The organism is Blastopirellula marina DSM 3645, from assembly GCF_000153105.1.
Taxonomy (GTDB): domain Bacteria; phylum Planctomycetota; class Planctomycetia; order Pirellulales; family Pirellulaceae; genus Blastopirellula; species Blastopirellula marina.
Genome location: NZ_CH672376.1, coordinates 604,647 through 629,703, shown reverse-complemented (window position 1 = coordinate 629,703; position 25,057 = coordinate 604,647). Strand labels below are relative to the sequence as shown.

Annotated in this window: 19 protein-coding genes; 13 read left to right on the top strand and 6 right to left on the bottom strand. The window is 54.2% G+C overall.

Features of this window, described 5'->3' with window-relative positions; all coding sequences use genetic code 11:
- Nucleotides 1–48: 48 nt before the first annotated feature.
- The 3 genes from DSM3645_RS30140 to DSM3645_RS04190 form a co-directional block, all read right to left on the bottom strand.
- Nucleotides 49–504 (bottom strand): hypothetical protein, encoded by a 456-nt coding sequence (locus tag DSM3645_RS30140; protein WP_131282196.1) that lies wholly within the window; start codon nucleotides 502–504, stop codon nucleotides 49–51.
- 353 nt (nucleotides 505–857) lie between these two features.
- Nucleotides 858–1,703, bottom strand: coding sequence for a hypothetical protein (locus DSM3645_RS04195; protein ID WP_131282193.1), 846 nt, complete (start codon nucleotides 1,701–1,703; stop codon nucleotides 858–860).
- Between the two features lie 191 nt (nucleotides 1,704–1,894).
- Complete coding sequence (locus DSM3645_RS04190) at nucleotides 1,895–2,656, bottom strand: hypothetical protein (RefSeq protein ID WP_002650784.1); 762 nt, start codon at nucleotides 2,654–2,656, stop codon at nucleotides 1,895–1,897.
- A gap of 451 nt (nucleotides 2,657–3,107) precedes the next feature.
- Here DSM3645_RS04190 and DSM3645_RS04185 point away from each other — a divergent pair, with 451 nt between their 5' ends.
- The 3 genes from DSM3645_RS04185 to DSM3645_RS29210 all read left to right on the top strand — a co-directional run bounded on the left by DSM3645_RS04185 (nucleotide 3,108) and on the right by DSM3645_RS29210 (nucleotide 6,403).
- The gene (locus DSM3645_RS04185) at nucleotides 3,108–4,604 is read left to right on the top strand and encodes a hypothetical protein (protein WP_002650783.1); all 1,497 of its coding nucleotides are present in this window, start codon (nucleotides 3,108–3,110) and stop codon (nucleotides 4,602–4,604) included.
- Entirely contained in the window at nucleotides 4,601–5,887 is a 1,287-nt protein-coding gene (locus tag DSM3645_RS29215) for a reverse transcriptase domain-containing protein (RefSeq protein ID WP_081444713.1), read from the top strand. The genes DSM3645_RS04185 and DSM3645_RS29215 overlap by 4 nt, the downstream gene beginning before the upstream one ends.
- 312 nt (nucleotides 5,888–6,199) lie before the next feature.
- A complete protein-coding gene (locus DSM3645_RS29210; protein ID WP_081444712.1) occupies nucleotides 6,200–6,403 on the top strand; it encodes an ATP-binding domain-containing protein in 204 nt (67 codons plus the stop codon).
- Nucleotides 6,404–6,498: 95 nt separating this feature from the next.
- On the opposite strand, the gene DSM3645_RS04170 is transcribed toward DSM3645_RS29210, so the two are convergent.
- Complete coding sequence (locus DSM3645_RS04170) at nucleotides 6,499–6,756, bottom strand: hypothetical protein (RefSeq protein WP_002650779.1); 258 nt, start codon at nucleotides 6,754–6,756, stop codon at nucleotides 6,499–6,501.
- A 1,100-nt stretch (nucleotides 6,757–7,856) separates the two neighbouring features.
- On the opposite strand from DSM3645_RS04170, the gene sbnA reads away from it, so the two are divergent.
- From sbnA to DSM3645_RS04150, 4 genes are read left to right on the top strand one after another with little or no spacing between them, the layout of a single operon-like run.
- Nucleotides 7,857–8,942 (top strand): 2,3-diaminopropionate biosynthesis protein SbnA, encoded by a 1,086-nt coding sequence (sbnA, locus tag DSM3645_RS04165; protein ID WP_050769424.1) that lies wholly within the window; start codon nucleotides 7,857–7,859, stop codon nucleotides 8,940–8,942.
- Entirely contained in the window at nucleotides 8,849–10,654 is a 1,806-nt protein-coding gene (locus DSM3645_RS04160; RefSeq protein WP_081444711.1) for an FAD/NAD(P)-binding protein, read from the top strand. The genes sbnA and DSM3645_RS04160 overlap by 94 nt, the downstream gene beginning before the upstream one ends.
- Nucleotides 10,651–12,117, top strand: coding sequence for a Y4yA family PLP-dependent enzyme (locus tag DSM3645_RS04155; RefSeq protein WP_237564753.1), 1,467 nt, complete (start codon nucleotides 10,651–10,653; stop codon nucleotides 12,115–12,117). Before DSM3645_RS04160 ends, DSM3645_RS04155 begins: the two co-directional genes overlap by 4 nt.
- A complete protein-coding gene (locus DSM3645_RS04150) occupies nucleotides 12,114–12,860 on the top strand; it encodes a DUF3891 family protein (RefSeq protein ID WP_002650775.1) in 747 nt (248 codons plus the stop codon). Before DSM3645_RS04155 ends, DSM3645_RS04150 begins: the two co-directional genes overlap by 4 nt.
- A gap of 239 nt (nucleotides 12,861–13,099) precedes the next feature.
- Here DSM3645_RS04150 and DSM3645_RS04145 read toward each other — a convergent pair whose 3' ends face one another.
- Nucleotides 13,100–13,453, bottom strand: coding sequence for a hypothetical protein (locus tag DSM3645_RS04145; RefSeq protein ID WP_002650774.1), 354 nt, complete (start codon nucleotides 13,451–13,453; stop codon nucleotides 13,100–13,102).
- A gap of 455 nt (nucleotides 13,454–13,908) precedes the next feature.
- Here DSM3645_RS04145 and DSM3645_RS04140 point away from each other — a divergent pair, with 455 nt between their 5' ends.
- From DSM3645_RS04140 to DSM3645_RS04115, 6 genes are all read left to right on the top strand, one after another.
- Nucleotides 13,909–15,399, top strand: a complete 1,491-nt coding sequence (locus DSM3645_RS04140) for an FAD-dependent oxidoreductase (protein WP_002650773.1) — start codon at nucleotides 13,909–13,911, stop codon at nucleotides 15,397–15,399.
- A 579-nt stretch (nucleotides 15,400–15,978) separates the two neighbouring features.
- Nucleotides 15,979–17,037: an NAD-dependent epimerase/dehydratase family protein gene (locus DSM3645_RS04135; RefSeq protein WP_040351592.1), complete on the top strand. Its 1,059-nt coding sequence runs from the start codon at nucleotides 15,979–15,981 to the stop codon at nucleotides 17,035–17,037.
- Nucleotides 17,038–17,102: 65 nt separating this feature from the next.
- The gene (locus tag DSM3645_RS04130; RefSeq protein WP_002650771.1) at nucleotides 17,103–18,167 is read left to right on the top strand and encodes an NAD-dependent epimerase/dehydratase family protein; all 1,065 of its coding nucleotides are present in this window, start codon (nucleotides 17,103–17,105) and stop codon (nucleotides 18,165–18,167) included.
- A gap of 46 nt (nucleotides 18,168–18,213) precedes the next feature.
- Nucleotides 18,214–19,152 (top strand): glycosyltransferase family 2 protein, encoded by a 939-nt coding sequence (locus tag DSM3645_RS04125; protein WP_002650770.1) that lies wholly within the window; start codon nucleotides 18,214–18,216, stop codon nucleotides 19,150–19,152.
- Nucleotides 19,152–20,735, top strand: coding sequence for an ArnT family glycosyltransferase (locus DSM3645_RS04120; RefSeq protein ID WP_002650769.1), 1,584 nt, complete (start codon nucleotides 19,152–19,154; stop codon nucleotides 20,733–20,735). Before DSM3645_RS04125 ends, DSM3645_RS04120 begins: the two co-directional genes overlap by 1 nt.
- 378 nt (nucleotides 20,736–21,113) lie before the next feature.
- Entirely contained in the window at nucleotides 21,114–24,059 is a 2,946-nt protein-coding gene (locus DSM3645_RS04115; RefSeq protein ID WP_002650768.1) for a PVC-type heme-binding CxxCH protein, read from the top strand.
- A 29-nt stretch (nucleotides 24,060–24,088) separates the two neighbouring features.
- On the opposite strand, the gene DSM3645_RS04110 is transcribed toward DSM3645_RS04115, so the two are convergent.
- Nucleotides 24,089–24,976, bottom strand: a complete 888-nt coding sequence (locus DSM3645_RS04110; protein ID WP_040351591.1) for a LamG domain-containing protein — start codon at nucleotides 24,974–24,976, stop codon at nucleotides 24,089–24,091.
- Between the last annotated feature and the right edge of the window lie 81 nt (nucleotides 24,977–25,057).

The following is a 25,057-nucleotide window of genomic DNA, read 5'->3' as shown; positions in this document are numbered from 1 at the left end:
TCGGGCTGCGGGGGATTTTTTTTAGCTATTGAGTGCTATTTCCGGACCTCACTGCGGCTCTAGCATCTTTCTCAACTCGATCAGTGAAGCAATCGCTGTCTGGTGCCGCTGTTGAGCACGCGCAAGTCGATTCTCCCAGCGGCGTCGGATCGATTCCTGCTCATATGCTTGCGATGCCCCCAGCTGACAACATGCGGCATCAAGCATGGTGCTCAGAACTTGATCGACGAGTAGTTGTTCCAGCAGCGAATCCCCTTCTTTCAATAGCTGGGCTTGTGTGTCGGCGAGGCGAATGGCGATAGATTCCCGGACATCCGTCAATCCATCCGCCGCGAGATCGATCAGATGCTGTTGGACGTGCCGATTTAGGTCGCCTAACAAATGGCACAACTCCGGCTTGCCCCGTAAATGCTGACGCAGTTGATCAAGGGCTTGCTGGTCGCCATGGGAGGCATCGTCCACTAGGTCGGTGTACTCTTCATAAGTCAAGTTTTGGGGTTTCATCTTGGGTCTCGGGATAGGCGACTCTTTTGCACGCTTCCACCGCTTTCGGAGGTTTCTGATTGTCCGATTGGCTTCGCTGTGGATTGTCGCTAGAACGCGATCCACTGCATCGATAATGCCTAAGGCCGAAGTCACTGCTTCTCGCTCCGCCTGGCGGGAAGCTCGTACCAACTGTGAGGTTCTTTCCACGGCTCGGACGGCCGGATCGGCAAGTGTGCCGAGGTAAGTGCGTTCGACCCCCGAGCCAACGCGCGTTGATCGGTAGACGTAGTTGGATCTGGGCATCGTCATGTTCCACATTGCGTCTTCGCGCGGCCGCGTGACGCTGTTACTGGGAAGAGCTCGAAATTACACTACCCAGTCTTCACTAGTCTTCCCATAGTGAAGGGTTTGGCATTTATTGGGGCCTGGTTCCTTCGTCCGACCTCGGCAACTTGGTCCATTTTGGGCTTCTTCCAGGCATATTCCGCAAGGATCGTGGCCCGATTTCGAGAAACAGTGTCCCGAATGGAGGTCGATTCAACAGCTTTTGGAGGATTTCCTAGCGTGAAATAGCTCGCTTTCCACAGGGATTTCGAGATATTGCTGGTGGCTGGGAGTTGCGCAACATCAATCAGATGGGCAATCCATGCTCGTTGGCGACCAATAACCGACCCTAGGTTGTATGACTCCTGTTCGTATCCCAAGTAATCGAGCCAAGGCTCAATGACCATCGGACCGCGCTTCCACGCATGAAGAAGGAATAGAGTCTCAGGGCTGTTTGCCTGCGCGGGATCGACACCAATTGCGACCCAGCGAATCCACGAAGTAGCTTTGAGTCGTGCCCTTACATCGAAGTACAAGGCCGCGAAGGTTGCGACGCCATGGACGGGAAAGCCAATCGCCCGAGCGATGGCCTGATCCGTTTGGCCGGCGAGCATACGAGCCTTGAGTTCCAAAACTCGGTTCGATTGTTCCTGAAGTAGTTTCAGGGCCAAATAAAGGTCAGGATTTTCCTTAACCACCCGATGCATTCCACGAGCAGTTGTAAGGCGATTCAATTGGCGAACGTATCTCACTGTTCGCTGGACCAGTTCACCATCTCGCTTGACGGTGGCATATCCCCCGCGTTCCACAATGTTCATTGCCCGTAGCCATTGTGAATCGGGTGTGACCCATGGGGTCGTTTGGTGGACGGGCGGTGAATGGTCCATATTCATAGTTAGTCGCCTTGAATTCAATCATGAATTGGGAAGATTTCGATGTATTTCGATTTGCGTGTACTTGGTTGGTGCGATCTGATTGCGAAGTTCTCTAGCACGGACTTCATCAATTACGCCAGCCAGCGTTGGTTAACTATCTGCGGACTGTTCGGCCTGCCCTGTCCGGATGGATTGCCACTTAATGGCGCTCACTTCCGTTTTCGACGCCCCTTGGACGATTGCTTTTTCGCAGTGATCTCGAAGGACCAGTCGTCGACTGTTACAAATTCGCGCACTTCCGTTATTTCGTCTGTCGCGATCGTGACTTGATTTACCGGTAGTGTCGAAGGAATATCAGGAATCCGACGAGTCATCCGGAAATATTTCCGAAGTTCTTCGGCCAGCGGAATGGCGATCACGGCACTGTTTATTTCGCGATGATTCGCAAGGTACTCCGCCAGGACAAAATCGGTAGTTAACTCAATAGCGTCTTTGCTGATGATCAAGATTGGATTAAAGCCTCCTTCCGCGAGCTTAATCGCGTGTTCAACGATTTCCGCTGAGATATCCGAAATTGGTGGCTGCGAGCCTGAACGCTTCGTTCCTTGAGTCCAATTACTAAGAATTGCCTCAATGTCCCCCTTCATGCCCGCCAAGGCTTCGTACAGCTCTCTTCGATATTGATCCTCGGCAAAGACATAAGGGCGCTTGTACTTCTGAGGCTCCATCTCCCAGTCGGTGCCCAAAATGTCTTTTATCGCGTCGAGTTGAAATCCCTTCGCTCGGAATTGTTTGATCCGCAGACAGCGATCAAGTACCCACTCGGGCCAGTATGCGATCTTTCCTTTTCCTGAAGGGTGGGTTCGAATGGTTGGTTCCGGAATTAACTCCATTTGGTACCAACGTGTCAGCGTTACGCCATTGGTGATGCCGGTGGCAAACATGATTTCCTTCGAGGTAACTTCCGGCATTTTCGGTAACTTCTCCAGAAACTTTTGACAGCGACATTGCTATTGTCACAATGTGCGCGTGACTTGTCTAGCTTTTACGGATGATTCGGTCTCGACAAAATCCAATCGGGCAAATTACACCAAGCTGAGACGGTAGTTAGAAACCAAATTCCGAAGAACACGAGAAGCTGTCGCAAATGAATCCACGTGCTATCCAATTCGTACGTGTTTCCAAACGCAATAACTCTCGATGCTCAATACGAAAGTCTGCAAGTTGCGGCAGGTTCAAGGGAGGCGAGACTCGAAGACGCGGCGGAGTCGTTCTGTCAATGGCGCGACGGAAAGCGAGTCCTACGCCAGCAATCCATCAGCAGCCTGGGTTTCGCCAAGTTGGCATTCGTAAGCTGGGCAACCTGTCCGGCAATGATCGTATGTTGAGTCCATTTTGCAGTTTGACTTACACGAGATAATCATGAGCACCTCCCAAACCATCAACCATCCAACTTATTACTTGGAAGACTATGGCCAGTACATGTCGTTCGATTCGGATGCTACCATTTTTGAGGAATGGCTGTGGACGGAGCGGTTGACAACGATCGCGAAATCGGATGGGACTGTCGCCGCTGTCAAGCTTCGAGAATCGTTGCTTTCACCAAGTCCACGCCGTGCGAACCGGGGCTTAATCGAGCTGATCGAATACCTTGCTCATGAGCACAACTTGACGGTTCAGCGCCGGTTAATGACGCGGCCGAGAAATCGACTGCCAATGCCCGCGCAAGTCGCATCTTTCGTCTCCTGGCCGCCAAGTTCCCATGTGCATGAGCTAGTACATGATCATGATTCAGGACTTATCTATCTTGGCCGGCGCGTCGGTCGTGAGCAGATTATTGCCGAACTGACTAGAGCTTTTCCCAGTTCGACCTTCGCCATCATGGTCGCAACGAACCAACAAGCTGACAAGGTTCAAGCCAAGCTTAAAGGATGGGGAATTGATGCTCAAAAAGTGAACGAGCGACGGGGGGCCTCAGGAGCCGGCCGGTGTTCGATCGGTCTTTTTCGGGCGCTACAAGCTCGTGAAGTAGAATTTGAAAAGCGCGATGTCATTATCGCCTACGATGCCCTAGAGACCATCTCAGAGAACGGGCAAATGCTCCTGACGATACCTGACGTCTGCGGTCGTCTTTTTGGCCTACTTGACCATGACGCGAATCGAATGCAGCGACAATCAGATTTGCTCGCATCTACCTTCGGATTTCGCCAAGCGATTGTCCCCATGCATGGTCGCCGGCCAGTTGATGTGAGAACGGCATTCATCCGAAAGAGATTTTCAGATACGGCGGCGCAAACGGCTTATCAGGCCAAGCGGAATGGGATTTGGTACAATAACGATCGCAATCAAATGCTGACAAGCCTTGCCTGCGGTCTTGCGGAAGGTAACGGAGAGAAGGTCTCCAGATACCTGAATGCTACCAACATTGGATTGTGCTGCAACGCGCAGCATCGAGTCGCTCTGCTGACGGATTCGATCGAGCACCTAGCTCAACTGGCCACAACGATTGAATCATGGCCTATCCGAGTTAGTGCCTCGGTCGATCTCACCGGTCTTCCCGCGGAGAAGCAGCGATTGATGGTACGAGGGACCCAGCGTTGGGTTGATGGGCAAACGCTGCTCGCCACCCCGGGAGGTCTTGCGAACATTCAGCCGGGAACGTTTGATGCGATCCTTTGGGCTGGAGGCGGGCCCGGACTTCCTCCCATACCCTCTTCGCAGCTTACTACTGCTCGTCATTCGCCTCGAAGCCTTTATGTAATCGATGTTAAGGATAGGCATCATTCCCAGCTCCGACGGTGGAGCCATGCGCGACAAAAGGCATGCCTAGATGCTGGCTGGATTGACGGCGCGGAGTGTCCCGTGCAGGCGGCCTTTCAGGCATTCCTCGAGAGACGCAATCAAGAGGTATTTGTATGACTCTTTCAACGGCGGATGCCCTAACTCCATATTGCTTTGAAGTCCATGGGTTTGGGGGGGCCTTTTTCTACGATTTGAGTTATCGAAGGCCTCAATCGCGGCCCAGAAGTACGGTGCTGGATTACACGCGTGATGCCATCGTCAATCGCCGGAATCTCGTTCGAGTCTTTAAGGAGCGGCAGTTCTCTGCCGGTCAGGGGGCGGGGATCGACGGACTTCGCTTGCGTGACATCAGCGTCACCGAATTTGGTGATATCGCGGAACGTATTGTGGATCAAATCGAGCGCGGAGTTTGGCGTCCTCGCCCCGCACGCATTCATCGTATTCCAAAAGATAGTGGTGGCTATCGCTACCTGAGCATTCGATGTGCGGTGGAACGTATCTTGTCGACGGCGGTGGCAAAGGAAACAATCCAACAAATTGATCGACATCTACTAGATGGGTGTACCGGGTTTCGACCCGGGAGAAGTATTCCAGAGATGCTCGCGGAAATCACTTATCGCGCAGAAGTCTGCGGGTGTACTTTCATCACGCAGGATGACATCCGAAATGCGTTCCCTTCCGTACTAGTTGAACACGCCGTCGAGGACTACTCGCGGCATGTCGCTGACCCTCAATTACTCCAATTGATTGGAGTGATAATTCGAGGGGATCAGCAATCTCGGACCATAGGCTTGGATCAGGGAGACTCCCTGAGTCCTCCGACCCTCAATCTGAGATTGCACTATTGTCTGGACCTGCCACTTTCCGTCGCAGTTCCGGACAACACGTTTTGGTACAGGTACGCTGATAATATCTTCTACCTGTCCCGAAGCGCTGCCGAAGGCAATCAAGCACTCTCCAGGGCACGTTGCTTGCTTCAAGAGGCTCAATTCGAGTTGAAGGGGATCGGAAATTCCCCTCAGAACCTTCTCCGTCAGGGAACCAGAATACCCATATTGGGATTGTTACTCGGATGGAACGGTTCACGCATCGAGTTTTCGATAAGCAGGGAGTCGTACCATAAACTTGCTTTACGCCTGGAAAGAGTTCATGAAGAACCCAAGCCAACTGTAGTTGCGAGGAGAGTGATCCAAGGATGGATTGAATCGCTTGGTTCTGTCTTTGAGAGCGGTGAAGCACTCCAGAGCCTTAGGCAGGTTCGTCAGATAGCTGCAGATACGGGCTTCCGAGAAATCGGAACATATTCGCAGCTGGAAGACTGGGCTGATAAGGCACGGATTCGTTGGATAGGCCTTAAGGAACGGGTCTGGCAGCGATTACAGCAGGGGAATGAGCTATAGAGGCCATTTCTTACTGGAGGCTCCGCCGTCCAGTACCACTGCCTGGTAAACCTAGGCAATACCCGTCTCAGCAACTTGCTGGGGCGGGTTCTTTTTTTAGCTTTCAGGGCATTCCAGCTTTGCCGGGTGTCGCTTAGGAAACGAGAGCGAAGCAAGCAACGAGACTGCATTCACACCCAATAGATTTGCTTGCCAAGCCAGGAGTTGAAGCGGGGGATATTTGTGTTCTCATGCCCATCCAAGGCGCGGAGGGGCATATCACTGCTTGAGTCCAAGTCATTGCCGAATGGCGTCGAGTGGTCCAGAAAAGAAATGGGCCACCGCGACAAAGTATGCATCGAAACAGTCATGCGATTCAAAGGCCTTGAGGCGACCTACATCTACATCTGGGGCGCAGATGAATTTGACTTGGACAATGATGTGGAACTGCTTTACGTGATTCTCAGTCGCGCCAAGTCAAGACTGTGTTTGGTTGGGGACGAGCAACGCTGCAAAGCATTGGTCGGGAAGAGTTAACTTGGCCGATCTCTCGCCCTTCAAGTACCGATCGGATGAGGGATTCTGGACAAAGGGTGCCTGAGGCGACCGGTGGGTATTTGAGTGATGGCAGGCTAGATACGCCACTCGGATTGAGAAAACGTCTCAGAGTAGTCGCACCAATCCGCTTCGCATTCCGTCCGCAGCGCTTCGATTTCTTCATCGGTTAGCGAGTATGCCTGCAGGCTGCGTTCCTCTGCCAAAGGATCAATGGTCCCCAGGTAGGTCTCGGCCCATTGCAACCATCGACCTACCTCGCTGGCTTCGTCAATCGTGCCGCACCGCCGGATCGCCTCGTCGCGTACTGCGTCGACGTACCCGCGGACTTTCAACGCGTGTTCCCAGATGGGGATCGCTTGCCCCAGGTTGGCGGCGCGGATGCTGTCTCAGGACGACTTCTTTGCTTGACTCCGGCATTGGGGCCTCCCGGGTGCTAGTTATTCGGCAGCTGTTGGTGAGCTGCTTTTTGACCGAGACCTCAAGGAACTTGCAGGCAACGACGCTTTGGCATCTCAGGTCTATTGGACTATCCGACTTGAGGATGCTCAAGCAAGACCTGATCAACCAAACAGCCAAGCCAACCACTTGCGAAACACAACGGGATTTTCCGATCTGGGGCTACTAGGATCCGCCGTGGTGAGGGCCGAATCGCCAGCTGAACAAGCCAAGAGGGTTTTGTTGCCTATTCACGAAGAAGTGAAAACCGATATCAGTAATGATGCAGGGAACCAATTCTCGTTGCATTCTTAAATTGGATGACCGGCCAATGTCGCCCTGCGCTGCGAGCGCCGCAAAAATTTGGAGCGTTCCGAAGGGGACTATAAAGTGTCCGATAAGAATTTTTTTTGATGCGGGTCATCGTCATAAGTTGCTTTGAAAAAAGAGGTTATGGAGATCGGGTGCGGTCAAGTCGACCGATTCCCGCCGCCTCCACTTTGGGGCCGTTTGCGAGAAATCGTAAGCGGCCTTTCTCTTTGGGTTTACAGAAGCAAACCAAGATGTCACGAGGTTGTCTTCATCAGCCGAGGGGGCGGAGCTGTAAGGCGGGTTCTCGCTTCGATGTCTCCCCAGTCGCCGACGCCCTGTCGGCTGGCATGCATGATTGGCGACCGAATTGGCTTCACTCCGACCAGAATCTCGGAAGTCTCGTTAACCGGTAACGGAGGGACAAAGGAATGGGATCAGAACGCCCCATTCGCAGAGCTCACGTCCTCCCTCTTTTTTCGTATTCGCCGTAGGGCGCACGGCGACGAGAGAATCATAAGTGCGAGTTCCCGCTTCCTCGTCGTCATGGCACGGCGATTGCTTTACAAGGCCCCAGCTTCGCACCTAGGTGGTTCCGAAACGCTGTGTGCTTCGGGTCTTTTCGCACGCCCAAAAGTCGTGCGGAAACTCGATGCAAATGAATTATCGAAGAGGTCATCGGCAGCCCATGAACGCGCTCAGAAACTTGACGCGGCGGATAGGCGAAACCGCTTACTCCAGTATCACTTCTCAAAAGTCGACAGAGGTCGCCGATGGAATCCTGCAAGCGATTGGAAGGACATCGCTGGTCCGATTTCGACGTTACCTCGATCGACAAGATGTCACCCTCTACGCGAAACTTGAATCGCAAAATCCGGGCGGAAGCGCCAAGGATCGCCCGGCCAGGCAAATGCTGGAAGCAGCGATCAAGGAGGGTGAGATTAGCTCCAACGCAACGATCATTGAATCCTCTTCCGGCAATATGGGGATTGGTCTCGCTCAGGCGTGTCGCTATCACGGTCTGCGATTCATCTGCGTGGTTGACCCTAATGCTCAACCCCAAAACGTCGCGATCATGCGCGCACTGGGAGCCGAGATCGAATTGGTTACAAAGCGCGTCAACGGCGACTTCCTGGCGGCCAGGCTAGCTCGCGTTTGTCGCTTGCTGGAAGAAATTCCGCAGAGCTACTGGCCGAATCAATACGCGAATCCGCAAAATCCGATCGCGCACGAACAGGGTACGATTCGAGAAATCGACGAGCTTCTGAAGGGTGAATTCGACTACCTCTTCGTTGCGACTAGTAGCACAGGAACCGCCCAGGGGTGCCGCAACTATCTTCAATCACGCGGACGAGATGTCAAAGTCGTCGCCGTCGACGCTATGGGTAGCGTGCTGTTTGGGGGAACTTCTGGGGAGCGGAAGATCCCTGGACTGGGCGCCGGCCGCGAACCCAAGTTGGCGCGCGGCCAGTCATTCAGCCAAATTGTCCGTGTGAAGGATGTCGACTGCGTTGTGGGATGTCGTCGCGCAGCAGAACGAGAAGCGCTGCTCGTCGGCGGCTCGTCCGGCGGCGTACTAGAGACCGTTCGATTCATGCAGGATGAGCTGGCCGGAAAACGGTGCGTGGCAATTTTGCATGACTCGGGAACTCGTTATCTCGACACCGTGTTTGACGATGCATGGGTCCAGGAGACGCTCGGCGTATCCTCGCAGGAAATCGAGTATCTCAAAAATGCGAAAGCGTTTTCTTTTGCGTCAGGTCTCACGCAATGAGCGATGCGCAGCTAGCTTCGGGCGACTCAGCGACGGACCTTCCGCGGGACTCGCATTCGACATATAGTCTTGCGATTGTTGGATGCGGACCGCGTGGATTGTATTGTCTCGAATCCTTCGCGCGTGTTTTCGCTCAACAATCTCTTGCAGTTCCCGTCGTCATTACGATCTTTGAACCGTCGCGAGATCCGGGAGCAGGGAATATCTATGCGGTCGACCAGCCTCATTTTTTGCGTATGAATTACGCGAATGAGCGAATCGACGCATGGCGAGATTGTCAGGAACGGCCAAAATCCAATCTCTCGCTCGTCGAGTGGTTAGAGCGACACCATCCCACGCTTGCGAATCCTGACGGCTATTCGCCGCGTGCGGTCGTCGGCGAATACCTACACGATTGTTTTCTCCAAGTATGCGACCAAATTTCGGAATCGTTCGTAGTTAAAATTTGTCGCCAAAAGGTGACAAACGTCGAGCGACTCGAATCGATGTGGAAAGTTTCCACCGAACAGGACTCGATTTTGGTCCATGATGTCGTTGTCACGGTCGGGCATGAAGGTTGGCGAGCTCCGGCAAGCTTGCCGCCTGTCGATTCGAAGCGATTCATCAAGAGCGTTTTTCCGGTAGATCGTCAACTATCGATGGCATGCGTTCCTCCCGGACGACGAGTGGCGGTTCGAGGGTTCGGCTTGACCTGGATCGACGCCGCGCTCGCGCTTACGGAGGGCCGTGGCGGCCATTTTGTCCGGCAACAAGGCGCTTTGTGCTACAAACCAAGCGGCGCCGAGCCAGCGGCGATCCTTCCCTATTCACGCACCGGTCGACCGATGTTGGCGAAGCCGGTCAAAACGAGGATGACAATTCCTAGCCAGTGGGACGAAATCTGGAAGGATGGATCTCGCCAGATCAGCGAGGTCACGCGGCCGATCGATCAAGGCGCATTTTGGGAAAAGATCTGGAAGCAAATCCTCGATTCGGCAGCCGCCGCACTCCAAGTCACTTCGCCCAATGCGGAAACCTCCGCGACAATTTCCCAGTGGTTTGAATGGTGGCGAACGAGTAATTTCGACTCACGGCTTACGCTCAATCTGATGCAGCAATCCGTGGATGTTGCGCTCGGGCGGATTCCGCCCAATGCGCCCTTTGCCCTGGGCGAAGCTTGGCGGCAGCTTTATCCAGCGTTGATAAACTGCATCAATCATGGCGGACTTTGTGAAGAGGCTTGGCCTGCGTTTCGTCAGATCGAGGTAGAGATGGAACGTCTTGCGTTTGGTCCTCCGGCAGAGAACGTTCGCCGCATCTTGGCGTTAGAAAAGGTCGGCGTCGTCGACCTAAGTTTCGTATCTGGCGCCACGTTGGCCAGTGACGCTGCATCGCTGCGACTTGTGACGCCACAAAATAGGTCCGATGTCGATCTAGTGATCAATGCGGTCATTCCTTCGCCATTAGAGACCCGTTCTAATGGACCGATCGCTGCGATGTTCCAGCGAGGAATTCTCTCGCGACAAAATCGACACATTGGATTCGACGTGGATGAAAAAGGGGGTCCGACAGCTTCAACGCATTCGGATGCTGCTGGCCTGACGGTGTTTGGACGCGTCACCGATGGATGCATCCTTGGTAACGACACGCTCAGTCGTCAGCTTCATCCGGAAATCGAGAATTGGGCGGCGTCGATCGTTCCACGTTTATCAAGTTGGAAGCAGAGAAATTGATCACCAATCCGAACACTGCGAGTATCGACACGGGCCTGCGCCGAAACTGCCGCGGTCTGACTCCACTCGATGCGCGGATCGAGCCCTGGATGCAGTCGGTGCTGGAGAGCGAAGAGTTGTCGGGATGGGTCGCCGAGCATGGTTCTCCGTTGAATATTCTGCATGCGAGCCCGCTGGCGAAGAATCTCGCCGCTTTCAATCGGGTCGCCGCCGACCATCAGCTCGACTTTCAAGTTTTCTTCGCCCGCAAAGCGAACAAATGCCTGAGTTTCGTCGACGAGGCGACAGCCAGCGGCGCGGGAATCGATGTCGCCAGTCTTGCCGAGCTTCAGCAGGTTGTCGCCAACGGCGTGCGGCGTTCCCACATCATCTGTACGGCGGCGATCAAAGAGGAAGCGTTGCTCGCCGCCTGCGTCCAGCATGGCGTTACGATCGCTATTGATAATGGAGACGAGCTCGAGCAGTTAGCGTCGCTACTAACGAATGACTCATCGCAGGCATCGATCGCACTCCGCTTGAGTGGATTTGAGCATGACGGAAATCGACTCCATTCAAGATTTGGAATCGACATCGGCCAGTTTGAAGATTTTGTCAGCCGAAATCGTGGGGCCCTCGACTCGCCTGCGCTGAGCATTGACGGGATCCACTTCCATTTGGACGGATACAGTGCGTCGCAACGCGTTTCCGCCATCTCCCAATGTCTAGGCTTGATTGACCGCCTGCGAGAACTCGGACACGTTCCCAAATTTCTCGATATCGGCGGCGGCGTTCCGATGTCCTATCTGGAAGACAAGAGTCAGTGGGAAACGTTCTGGGAGGCCCATCGAGAATCGCTGCTCCAGCGGCGTGATCCCATTACCTATCGCAACCACGGATTGGGGTTTACGGCGATTGAGGAAAAAATTTACGGCAGCAGAAACTGCTATCCGTATTATCAGGAAGGCGTCCAGGCCCAATGGCTCGAAATGGTGCTCAGCGGGCGCTGCGAAAACAAGACGATTGCGACCGCAATTCGCGAACGAAATCTCCAGCTTCGGTGCGAACCGGGGCGCAGTCTCCTGGACGGCTGCGGCCTGACCATCGCCAGGGTTGTCTTTCGCAAGCAGCATCCCAACGGGGATTGGTTTATTGGACTCGCGATGAATCGTACCCAATGCAGAACCAGTAGCGATGACTTTCTCGTGGATCCAATTCTCATTCGCTCTCAGGTTCAAAACCCGGCCCCAGCGATAGAGGGTTATCTGGTGGGCGCCTACTGCATGGAATCGGAATTGTTGACGCTTCGCAAGCTGCGGTTCCCCGACGGCGTCGAAATTGGCGACCTAGTGGCATTCCCCAATACAGCGGGATATCTCATGCACTTCTTAGAGAGTCGATCGCATCAGTTTCCGCTGGCGAAGAATCTTGTCATTACCCAGATAGAGCCGCCGCAGGCAACTTTGGACCGGATCGATCAATCATGATTGTGAAAAATGTCGACGCAGGGTGGGAAATCATTTTCCAACCGGCGCATGCACTCCTTGCGGGAACGATTGCAGCTCATTTTCAGGAAGCGTATCGCGGTCCTTTCTGGTTTGAGACGCTTACGGCGATCACAATTCACGACGATCAAAAGATTGAGTTTCGAGCAGGAAGCAGCAACAGCCTAACCCGCGCCGGCGCTCCCCAAGACTTCACGATGAAATCGATGTCCGCCGAGGAAAGATTTGTCGAAGTGCGGGATCGGCTGCGCAACGCCTATCAAAAGCATCGTTGGATTGGAATACTTGAATCATTGCATGCCGATTTTTTGTATTCGGAGGAAGAGGTTTCAAAGCCTCTTCGCCAACTGCTGGACGAAGAAAAAGGACATCGACGCTCCCTTCTTCGCCAGCTGAAAATCGGACAAAAGGAAGCCCAAGCAGTCTACCAACTGATGCGCTGGTGCGATCGTTGTTCGCTGATTCTCTGCCAGGGTGCGCTTCCGGCGATGGAGCGAAAACTGGAGATCACGACGCTCGGAAAAGCGCGCTTTGATATATGGCAGTGCAAAGATAAAAACGTCTGCATCGAACCGTGGCCCTTTGACCAAACCGAGTTCGCGGTCTCGATCGAAGTCTTCAAGTTATCTCAGCCAACCTTCGCCGATGACATGCAATTGAGCGAAGCACTGATGCAATGCAAACCGATTCAACGCACGTGGAATTTTCAATCGTCCGCATCCTGAGCGAGTGAGAATCCGGTCTATTCTTGCTCGAAGCGGAGATTTCGGAGCCAAGATGAGCTCGCAGCCGGCATTCGTTAAGAGTACGGCTCGTATTTCCTCGGCCAACGCGCATCGACGAGTTTCCAATCCCCTGGGCAAATCGCTTCTGAGCAAAATGAGTTCAGCAGCAATTCGCCTGGGACGGAACTCCCTGCTGAGCGACGGCGGCTCAACAAGTGAGATAGGTGGAAGCGTTCGATTTAAGTCGGGTAACGAAAACCGTAAGCGTGCTGAATGTACTGTCGATCGGCGTCGTAGTCACCGTCGTAGTCCGCACGGAGACGCTGCTCCAGGTCGTCGTTCCATTCAGGATTACTCTCCTGATATCGACGTTGCGCGGTATAGCCAAACCGAAATGCCTGTTCACGGTTTTCAAAGGCATTATCAGATCCGGCCATTTGCTTGACGGTGTCGTCCAAATCTTGGTTCATATCGCGGTTTCCCTCGACGCCAAAATCGGCCTTGGTTTGTTCCCAATCGTTGGCGAACGAACGCTTAACGCGTTCCCACATGGTCAGGTCTTCTTCCGTGTAAAACTTGGATCGGGCGTTCATTGATCTCTCCTCGGTCATGCTGGGGTGTTTAACTCGCACCATTGGAGCGACGACGATTACAGTCGCCGCATCTGCGTCGGAGGAGATATGCGAAAGTCGTACCAGGATTGCACATCGCCTGTCCTTTAGGGAAAAAGAGGGACGTCGATTGGCGTTCTCGACGCGTCTGATCCGCATAGCGTCGTCTTTGGGCGGTCCGATCCATAAATCTGTCTGGCGGCGATGAGTTGCCGGAACTCTCGCTTGTTGTGAACGCCCGACAAGCATGATGGATAATCTTCTGTCAGAGATGCGGCGCGGCACATTACCCAAGACCATTCTTAGAGACAAGAAAAAGGGAGGATGTCAGCGGCAAAGTCCCCTCTGGCGCCCGGAGAATTTCGCCGGCACGAAAAGTGCTTTCTAAACTCCCTCAAGAACGTACCGGACAGTTGTGCCGTAGGGACAGGGTTACCATGAGCGATAAACCAAAAGATCTGGCGATCCACAACTCGTATTGGATCCGGCATCAACCGCTCGAACAGCGGTTTCCTGCGTTATCCGGCGATCACGACACCGAAATATTGGTGATCGGTGCAGGCATCTCAGGACTAAGTATCGCCCTGGAGCTTCTTAACCGCGGTCACCGGGTCACGGTTTGCGAAGCCAACCTGATCGGATCAGGAACGACCGGAGGAAGTACAGGGCACTTGGATGCTCACCCAGAAATGGGAGCGCAAAAGCTGATCGATCGACTTGGAATCGAAAAAGCGAAGATCCTGACGCAAAGCCGTCTGGATGCGATTCGTGCGATCGAAAATCTAGCGGATGAATCGGTCGAGTTTTCACGTTGTCCCGCCTACTATTACACAGACAAAGCGTCCCATGTTCATGCATTGCGCGATCAGTTGAACGCGACCAACGCCATCGGTTTAACGGCCCAATGGATGGATGCTGTTCCCATCCAAAGGGCTGTTGCCGGATATCAGCTCGCAGGGATGGCTCGGTTCAATTCCTTCGCGTATCTGCGGCAATTGACCGATCGAGTCGTTGCTGCCGGCGGGGTTCTGTTTGAACAGACGATGATTGCTGGGCCTACCGAAAGTTATCCTGTATCACTACGTTCAGCCCAGGGAAGCGTTCGCTTTGACCAGGTCGTTTGTGCCGTGCACTGCAACTTTACCGGGTCGATGCGTCTATATCTTCAGACTCCTGCTTATCAGTCGTATGTGATCGCGGCCAGGGTCAAATCAAGTCTGCCGGAAGCGCTCTTTTGGGACGACTCCGATCCTTATTTCTACGTGCGTCGAGCGACTGCAGACGGAAGAGTCATTTTGGCGGGCGGTTGCGATCATCGCACCGGCAACGGCGGCGAACAAGCAGCTTTCAAGGAGCTCGAAGCATGGATTCGCGATCGGTTCGAGATCGAAGAAATTGTCTCGCGCTGGAGCGCCGAATTGTTTGAACCGACCGATGGCCTCCCCTTCATCGGGAAAGTAGCTGGAACCAAAAATGTTTGGATCGTCACCGGCCTCAGCGGCGTCGGCCTCTCGTTGGGAACCGCGTCTGCACCGATCCTCGCGGATCTGCTTGAAGGCAAGCCGCATGAGCTCGAAGACGTACTTTCGCCCGCCCGCGTCGAACCGACCTCTGTCGTTGATGTCGTCTCTGAACAAATGATTGCAGTCGGCAATTACGCCGAACGAATGTTGCCGAAGAGCGAGATCGAAGTGGAGCGACTCCAGCCTGGTCAAGGCGCTGTTGGCAACTTGAACGGCAAACGCAAAGCCGTCTGCCGTGACGCGAGCGGATGCCTTCATGAGCGGAATCCTGTCTGCACGCATCTGGGTGGAGTCGTGCATTGGAACGAAGCGGAGCAGACTTGGGATTGCCCCGTCCATGGCGGGCGCTTTGCTGCAGATGGTTCTCGATTGTACGGACCTCCTGAAAAGGATCTCGATCGGTAAGCGAATTGTGCTTCCGAATCAAAGGGCGCCGCTTCTAGGGGATCGTGCAGCTCGAGTTAGAGAGAAAGATTGCCGGCATCAATCAGTCTTTCCTTATGTGCGGAAAGATGTCTAGGGATCGCACACGCACGATGAATCACGTTGCGTCCGCGTACTCGTGGCGAACCAACTTACGCCAGAAACTGGAACGTAACGTCCGTCGGCCAAGTATCTTCTGGCGCAGCAGGGAGTCAGCTACTGACTGCAGGAAGAACGCAGATGCGAACTCCCAAAGTGAAGTGGCGCCCGAAATGGAGGCGCGCCCCACGAGAAGCCCGTGACGCAGCTACAGGGAAAATCGCAAAGTAAAGAAGCAACTTGTTTTTCCGAAGAGATTGGCCTCCCCCACCTATCTAGACTTTTGCAGTGTGCGGCGGCGTGGTCTAAAATGGTGGGTTTGGGAACGTTTTTTGTTAATGCGATGGAGTGTAATGAAATTCTCATCGCTCCTTCTTTCGATTGCAGATCTCAACGCATCGACCTGCACCACGCCGGCCAATAAGAGCTTCCACCAATCGGCTTCGCCTTAAAGTCAACATCATGCAGACGATACTCATAACAGGCTCCTCGGGTTTAATCGGTTCGGAAGTGTGTCGCTATTTTGGCGAGATCGGGTATGCGGTGCATGGGGTCGATAACAATCAAAGAGCCGTTTTTTTCGGGCCTGAGGGAGATACCCGATGGAACCAAGATCAGCTCACTCGCACGGTTGCTAACTTTCAGCACCACGAACTGGACATTCGGGACCGGGAGGGGGTGCTTCAACTGGTCCAGCAACTCAAGCCCGATTTGATTGTTCACACGGCGGCGCAGCCTTCGCATGATCGAGCAGCGGCGATCGCTTTCGACGATTTTGACACGAACGCAATCGGCACCCTCAATCTGCTAGAGTCGGTCCGACGAACTTGTTCCGATTCGCCATTTGTGTTTATGTCCACCAACAAAGTCTATGGCGACCGACCCAATACCATTCCTCTTCGGGAATCCGCCGAACGGTTTGATTATGCGGACGAAACGTTCGAGCAAGGCGTGCCCGAATCCCTGTCGATAGACCAATGCACCCATTCGCTGTTTGGAGCCTCCAAAGCCGCCGCCGATCTCATGGTTCAAGAGTACGGCCGTTACTTCGGAATTCCTACGTGTTGTCTTCGTGCAGGCTGCGTGACCGGCCCTGCGCATTCCGGAGTACAATTGCACGGCTTTTTGAGTTACCTCGTCAAGTGCAACTTAACTCAGAAGCATTACACGATTTTTGGTTACCAAGGAAAGCAAGTTCGGGACAACATTCACCCTCTCGACATTGCTCGGTTTATTGAAGCGTTCGCTGCCAAGCCAAGATTCGGCGAAGTGTACAATCTAGGCGGCGGGAAAGAAAACTCTTGTTCCATCTTGGAAGCCTTCGCGCTGACGGAAGAATTGACTGGAATCCCGCAAGTTTACAGTTATTCTGAACAGAATCGCATCGGCGATCACATTTGTTATTACAGCGACTTGGCAAAGATCAAAAGCCACTATCCTGATTGGGAGGTGAGCGTATCCCTTAAAAACTCGCTAGAACAGATTGTGGATAGTTGGCGAAAACGACTGGCGACCGCATAAGGCGGCTTACGGCGCGTCGCTCGCTTCCAAGATTAGGAGCGACAGCGCCTAGTTTTGGGGATGGAATGAAACTTCTGATTACCGGCGTTTGTGGCTTTGTAGGGAGCGTATTGGCCAAGGCATGGTTAGAAACGTCGGCCTTCGAAATCATCGGCCTGGACAATCTCAGCCGTTCGGGAAGCGAGCTTAATCGCAACGACCTGCGCAAACGAGGCGTTCGACTCATTCACGGTGATATTAGGTGTAGTAGCGACCTCCAGGATCTTCCTGAAGTGGACTACGTGATTGATGCGTCAGCCAATCCCACGGTGTTGGCCGGAATCGACGGCCGCAGCAACAGTCGCCAACTAGTCGAACACAATCTCCTGGGCACGATCAACCTGCTTGAGTATTGCCGTCGAGTCCAGGCCGGGTTCATTCTCTTGAGCACCAGCAGGGTGTACTCCATTGCCCCTTTAACGACATTAGATCTCGTGATGGACGAAGGAGCTTGCCGGCCTGTCTTGGACGAACACGCTCCGCCTGGGCTTTCTGCCGAAGGGGTGAGCGAAGATTTCTCCACGACTCCACCCCTGTCTCTTTATGGGGCCACCAAACTCGCCTCGGAAACGATGGCCTTGGAATACGGGAGCGCTTACGAATTCCCTGTGTGGGTCAATCGCTGCGACGTGATGGCGGGTTCTGGTCAATTTGGCCGCGCCGAGCAAGGCATCTTTAGTTACTGGATCCACTCCTGGCACGCCCGCAAGCCGCTCCGCTATTTGGGATATGAAGGAACCGGAATTCAGGTTCGTTCGGCACTCTCCCCGCTCGACGTATCTCCCGTGTTGGAACAGCAAATGGCTTTTTCAGGCACGCCTGAGCAGCGTGTATTCAACCTTTCGGGAGGCCTTGAAAACTCGATTTCGTTATACAATTTAAGCCGTTGGTGCGAACAGAGGTTGGGACCTCATCAAGTCCAGGCCGACCGCACGCCGCGCAAGTTTGACGTCCCTTGGATGGTGCTAGACTCTGCCCGCGCCAAACGCGTTTGGAATTTTCAGCCGCGTATTTCCCTCGATATGCTGTTGAATGAAATTGCTGACTTCGCTCAATCTCATCCCGACTGGCTCGACCTGGTTGCAGATTGATGTACGCATCCGCTTCCCGATTTTCCCAGCATTTATAACCCTCGCTATGAATACGCTCAATAAACTCTCGGTAGTTATTCCGGCTCGCAACGAGGAGGGTTGTATTGCGTCCACCGTGGAGCATCTGCACTTGGAGTTGCGTCTGCAAAAGGTGCCCCACGAAATCGTGGTGGTCGATGACGGAAGCACTGACCAGACGTGGGAGGTTTTGCAAAAGGTCGCCGGCGAAACTCCCGAAGTCAAGCCGGTGAGCAATCCTGGTCCGCACGGCTTTGGCCGCGCAATCCAATACGGCTTGCAACATTACACGGGCGACGCCGTGGTGATCATGATGGCGGATGAGTCGGACGATTGCCGCGATGTGGTCGTCTACTGGGAGAAACTCAAGGAAGGCTACGAGTGCGTCTTTGGCAGCCGCTTCATCAAGGGGGGAGGAGTCATTGACTATCCGACCATTAAATGGATGCTAAACCGAATGGCCAACTTGTTCATCAAAATGGTGTTTCGCATCAAGCTGAACGATACGACGAACGCGTTTAAGGCCTATCGCCGTGAAGTGATCGACGGCTGCCGCCCCCTCTTGGCGCCCCATTTTAACCTCACCGTCGAGTTGCCGCTCAAAGCGATCGTACGCGGGTATACCTGGACAATAATTCCGATCACCTGGCGAAATCGTCGAACGGGACTGGCGAAGCTCAAAATTCGTGAAATGGGGAGCCGCTATTTTTTCATCACGATGTACGTCTGGCTGGAGAAATACTTCAGCCGCGGAGATTACAGGCGGCAAATCGAGTCGGACTTTCACTCGACTGCTCACGCTTCTGATGATCCGGACCTGCGACCCTCGGGCGATACCCCGGCGTTTTCCTCCGACGAACAGCCCGATGCCGAACTGCCCTCGGAGAAGCAAGACGACGGTGATCGAGCAACACGAGGGCTACGCAGCATTCTCACCGAAGTTGAAGCCAAAGAAACAGCAGATTGATGACAATAAAAAAGAAGGGCTCTAAAGCGCAGAAGAGCAACGCTTCAGGACCAACAGCGGATAGCGCTGCACCGAACGCTCCACAGACCTACGATTGGATTCGAGTTGTCGCCTATTCCGCCCTGGCCTGGCTCGTGATTTGGGGCGCGTGGCAGCGCGTCGAAAATTGCGATCGGTGGCCCTCAACCTACCACATTATGCGGCAATACATGTCAGCGTTGCGAGCACGGGACATCTATTTGGCGCTCACACCTTCCTCTCAACAATCCGATAAAGAGCAAATCTACTATCAGAAAGTTTCCAAAGAGGAAGTCTACGAACCGCCTGTTAACGAGTTGTTTACCGCTTTGGCTTATCTTGTTATCGGTAGAGAATCGCCCTATGTTTCGACCTATTTTTCAACACTTGTATGGCTAGCAGGGGGAGCGGCCTTATTCCTGACTGTCCTCCAATTAACCAAAAGCCCGATCACTCAGATGGCGGCGGTCGGCTTTTACATGAATAGTCCCTTGGGCTTGATCGTGTCCCGCACGTTCCAGCCGGAACCCTTGATGATCGCCACGTTTTTGCTGGCTCTTTGGCTGGTTCTTCGCTCTGGGTATCCAACCACTTGGCGGCGCGTTCTCTGGCTGGGAACGGCTTGCGGAATGCTTTTACTTGCGAAACCTGGCTTTATGTTTTTTCCTCTGTGTGCGGGATTTACAGGATTAGGATTGACGGCGTTGGGAATCAAACGCCTTCTGACCGACCCGCGCTGGTATGCGTTTGGAATCCTCTGCGCGTTGCCAAGCATTTTGTGGATTCAAGTCGTTTGTCCGCAACAGCAAGGCGTCTCTTTTTTGCCAGCATTGCTTTGGGACATGTCCATGTGGGGACAATGGATTCAATACCTAGAGGATTACTATGGATGGGCAACCCTGCTGTTTGTGGTCTTAGGCATCGTGCTGTTCAGCGGCGATCGATGGCGCTGGACTTACCTCGGCTTACTTGCGGGGTACATGGTCTTCGTGATCGCCACCAACTATCGGAGCATGAGTCACACTTACTATTGTGCAGTGCTAATCCCACTGGTAAGCATTTGCCTTTGTCCACTGATTGATGGGCTGTTCCAGCAGGCAAGTCAGAACGCTCGCACAGCGACAGGAATCATACTGCTTACGGTCTGGCTAACGCTAATAGGATTTTCGGCGGGACCAGAAATACAATCCTATTATGAACCGCTAACTGGGGGAGAGTATGTTGCAATTGGCCGAGCCGTTGGAGTGGGAAGTAACGTCGTGGCGATTACTGACGATTATGCTAGGGGCCTGAAATATCACAGCTACTTAGATGCAAAACACTGGCCCCATGGTGGCGACATCAAGCTGCAACGTGCTGCTGGCGAAGAGATTGAATCCTTTACGACGCGACTCGAAAATTTCCGAAAGAGTGGAGCGACCCATTTCGTCGTCATCTTGACCGAACGTGTGCACGGCGAACAAGAAATCCTCCAACACCTTACCGAAAAATACACGATATCAGCAGGCGTTAACGGCAAGTACGTCATCTTTGATTTGAATCAGCCAAAATCCAATCAAGAGTAAATTGTCGACCCGCCACAGATCACGGGGCTCAAGCTTTCTTCACCTAGCGGTTTCCGTGCCCGAAGTCTTAACGCCGTTATGCAGCATTTTGCTGATCGTTAAAAAAGCAGCATTGCTATCGCCCTACACTGGCTCCTGTTCTGGGGCCGGCGAAGCGGGTTCGTGGGGATGCCTCTGCTCCTCTGCAAGTTAGCTTGAGCGGACCAGTAATCCGACCGGAATGAATCCCTCGAGCAGTGAGCCTCCGGAGTATTCTCTTGCTTCGGCCCGTACTGTTGGTACACTGATCTGTCACTCAACCGCACCTCCCTCGGAGCTATCGTTGTGGCCAGACAATTTACTACGCAGGCCCCATCTACGAAGACGCATCGCATCTCCATGAACCTTCGCCCGACCGCGGGACTTCTGGGTGTGCTCCTTGCGGCTTGGACGCTCGTTAGCGTTGATCTACCAACTTCTACCGCAGCGGAACCGACCTTCCTGCCGGCCGACGAATCGCCGGCTCCTACCAAGCCGCTGGAACCCCAAGCAGGCCTTGCGGCCTGGAAGGCTCGCGCTGGCTTTCGCGTCGAGTTAATGGCGGCGGAACCGCTGACCATGGATCCGGTCGCGATTGACTGGGACGCGGATGGTCGGTTGTGGGTTGTCGAGATGGCCGACTATCCCAACGGCCTGGATGGGAACGGGAAGCCGGGAGGCCGCGTTCGAGTTCTCGAAAACACCACTGCGGATGGTCCGTACGACAAGTCCACGCTCTTTATCGAGGGGCTGAACTTTCCCAACGGAATCGTTGCCTGGAACGACGGCGTGATCGTTACCGCGGCGCCGGAGATCCTCTATCTGACTGACACCAACGACGACAGCGTTTGCGATCACAAAGAGGTGCTCTTCAGCGGCTTTCACGAAGGAAACCAGCAGCTGCGAATGAACGGACTGCGGTGGGGGCTGGATGGCTGGATCTATTGCGCGAGCGGCAGCCATGCGTCATCCTACGGCAGCGGGACAAAAATCAAGTCTCATCGGACCGGCGAGCTGTTTCAAATCGGCAGCCGCGACTTTCGATTTCACCCTACCACCGGCGCTGTTGAACCTCTTTCGGGGCCCTCGCAGTTTGGCCGAAACACCGATGGGTGGGGCAACTGGTTTGGCGTGCAGAACAGCTTCCCACTTTGGCATTATGTGCTTGAGGAGAAGTATCTCCAGAGAAACCCTCACTTGATCGCACCGGAATCGCGGTCCCTGCTCACCAAGGCCAATCCACGCGTCTATCCGATCAGCGAAATTGAATCGCGATTTCACTCCCATCAACAATCGGGACGCTTTACCTCTGCTTGCTCTGGCATGGTCTATCGCGATTCCCTGCTCTTTCCCGATCGCCAAGATGGCGCCGTCGCGCATAGCTTTACCTGCGAGCCGGTCCATAACGTCATTCAGCGCAACGTCCTGACGCGCCAGGGGGTCAGTTTTACGATGCAGCGAGATTCCGCAGACGAGGCCGTTGACTTTCTGGCCTCGCAAGACCGCTGGTGTCGCCCCGTCATGGTGCGAACCGGACCGGACGGCGCCCTCTGGGTGGTCGACATGTATCGTTACGTGATCGAACACCCTCATTGGCTGCCCGAAGCGGGTAAACAGGCAGTTGCGCCCTATCTTCGTGCCGGCGATGGCCGAGGGCGGATCTATCGCGTTGTTCCCGAGGCCGGTGTCGCCGACCCTCCTGTTCGACTCGGTGAACAATCGACCGCGGCGCTGGTCGAACTGTTGGATCATTCCAACGGTTGGATTCGTGACGCCGCGAAGCGACTGCTTCTCGAAACTCAAGATCCCGCTTTGGAAACCACGCTCCGCGATTTCTTAAGCCAAGACCGCACGCCGTTGGGTCGGCTCAATGCACTTTACGCCTTGCATGGCGTCGGCAAAATCGACGAAAGACTGCTCGTCAAAGGCCTCGCAGATCCGGCCATGCCGATTCGCCGGCATAGCCTGAGAATGGCGGAGAACATCGCCGATCCCGGCCCCGAGCTTTCCCAGGCGATCGCCAACTTGGCCGAAGATCCGGATCCGGTCATTCAATTTCAACTGGCCTGCTCGCTGGGACAATGGAACCAACCTTTCGCCGCCGCGCTCATGGCGAAGTTGCTGCCCAAGCATCTCGCAACCAAGTGGACTCGCACGGCCCTTTTGAGCTCGCTGACCGCGGAGAATATTGCCGCGGTCGCTCGATCCATCTCAGAATTGCCGCTTGAAAACGATTCGGTCCGAGAAGTTTACCGTGACGTGATGCGTATGGCGTTGGCGCTGGATGTGCATCAGCCGCTGCTCCACACGTTTTCGACAAATCTAGGCGAAGCGCAAGACCTTGCCAGGACGATGATCGCCATCGACATTGTCAGCCGTTTGCCTAAGAGCCAGAGGGAAAAACTTCCCGCCCAGGCGATCGCAGCAATTCCGCAGGTCGCCCAGACGTCACGTGATCTGATTGCGTCTGATACGGCTCCCACTTGGCTAAAATCGTTGGCGATCAATTCGCTGTTCCTGGTTCCCGACAAACTTTCAGCCGACCTTCAATTGGCCACGCAAGTCTTGCAGCCCACGGTCTCCTCGGATCTTCAGAAAGCCCTGATCCGCCGACTCGGGGAACAGTCTACGCCAGAATGCTGCGACGTGTTGCTCTTGGGTTGGTCCGCCTATTCTCCGCAAATGCGACGCACCGTTCTTGAAGTAATCGCATCTCAACCCGCCTGGCACGACCGATTCGTTCAGGCGCTGCGTGATCGCAGGCTCGTCGCGGCGGATATCGATTTGGCGCTGCAACAACGCTTTCTCCATCACCCTGCGGCGGATCAATTTCGGGTCTATTTCGAGAGCCCTGCCGGGTCGAAGAAGGAGATGAGCTCTACGACCATTCTCGTTGATCAAGGAGACGCGGGGCGAGGAAAAATCGTCTTCCAAAAGAACTGCAGCGTTTGCCATCGCTTTCGCGACGCAGGCGGTCAGGTCGGACCCAACTTGGGATCATTGACCAACCGAACGCCCAAGAACCTGCTGGAAGCAATTGTCGCCCCCAATAAGTCGGTCGACTCGAAGTACCTGAACTATCTGATCGCTACGATCGATGGCCGCGTGATTTCAGGAATCATCACGCACGAATCGGATCATAGCCTGACAATCCTGCAAGCCAATGGCGAATCGACCGCCATCTTTCGGGAAGATATCGAAGAGCTGCAATCCACCGGAAAGAGCCTGATGCCGGAAGGCTTTGGCAAATCAATCTCGCACGAAAAGATGGCCGACCTTGTGACTTACCTGATGCAGCAGGACTGACGCCGCGTCAGGCGCCAGTCTGGCCCGGGTTATTCGGTCGCGGCGCCTTCTCCGGCAAGTTGGCCTAATTCCGTTTCGCGGAGCGCTCGATTAAAGATGGCCAAGCCTCCGATATCGCCGCCAAAGAAATTCCCCCACTCGTTAGAGCGATGCACGGCGCCAACGGTAAAGGGGGAGCCTTCCTTTTTTCCATCAAACAGGCCGCCTGGAGCGGAAAAAGGATTGTAGTCGTCCAGCGAGTCCAATTTACCATTCACATAGACTCGCGACGCTTGTCCGTCATAGCTCATCGCAATGCAGACCCATTCCCCCAACGGAATCTCGGTTGCTCCGCTGGAATAGGTAATGCAATACTTTTCTCCCGGCGTCGCTCCGCCGACATTCGAGACATGTCCATGCACTCGGTTCGAAAGAGGATACCGCTTCATTTCACTCGCTTTCGTACCGCGCGGCGCATTAAGAAATAAGCAGTATTGTCGTTGCCCGCGCGTTTCATCCCACAGCCCGGCAATAGCTTGCCAATGCGACTTCGATTGGCGGCGAACCCAAGCGACGACCGTCACTTGAGCAGCGGGACCATGCTGATTCAACGCACCCACGTCAGGCCGGTCGATCATGAAAAACTGTCCCAGCCGGATCCGAGCGGCGTACGATCCGAAGACTCCCTCCTGCACCCTCTGGATCGGCCCGTTTTGTTCCTGGAGAGCAAACTGGTGGGGTCCCTGGGACATTCGCGGCTGGCCTTCCGCTTCCTGAAAATCCCAGAATGCGATCAATCCATCGATCTGCAAAATCGATTTTGGTGCGACGCTATCCTCCGCCCGGCTGATCGCAAGCATGCTCCCCATCAAGCAGCACCCAGCGGTGACCGCAATGACCAACCCGAATGTTGCGACTCTCCAAACTTGCAATTTCATTGCCGATCTTTCCAATGGTAGAGGGCTTTGGCTCTCGGGCAGATTTCATCGGCTTAGGCCGCGAATGAACCCATCCTGCGC